This is a genomic window from Bacillus sp. JJ1521 (genome assembly GCF_036965165.1).
Classification (GTDB): Bacteria; Bacillota; Bacilli; order Bacillales; family Bacillaceae_L; genus Ferdinandcohnia.
In genome coordinates this window covers 1-255 of sequence record NZ_JBALOX010000002.1, presented here as the reverse complement: position 1 = coordinate 255, position 255 = coordinate 1, and positions in this window count along the sequence as shown.

The following is a 255-nucleotide window of genomic DNA, read 5'->3' as shown; positions in this document are numbered from 1 at the left end:
TTTTTTTACTATACTATTACATTAATTTAGGGGCTAATTCATATCCATAGGCAGAAAGACCTGTTTTCTTATCATTATAAAGAAAATTCAGCAAAATTCCCAATGTTTTTCGGCAATTTTGATAATATAATTCTGTTAGTGGTATTATCTGGTTTTTATGTTTTGTTTGGGTATTAAATGAGCATACAAAAAAATTCGACAAGTACATATGCTTGTCGAATTTCGTATGTTTAGGTTATTATAATTCGCCTTCAT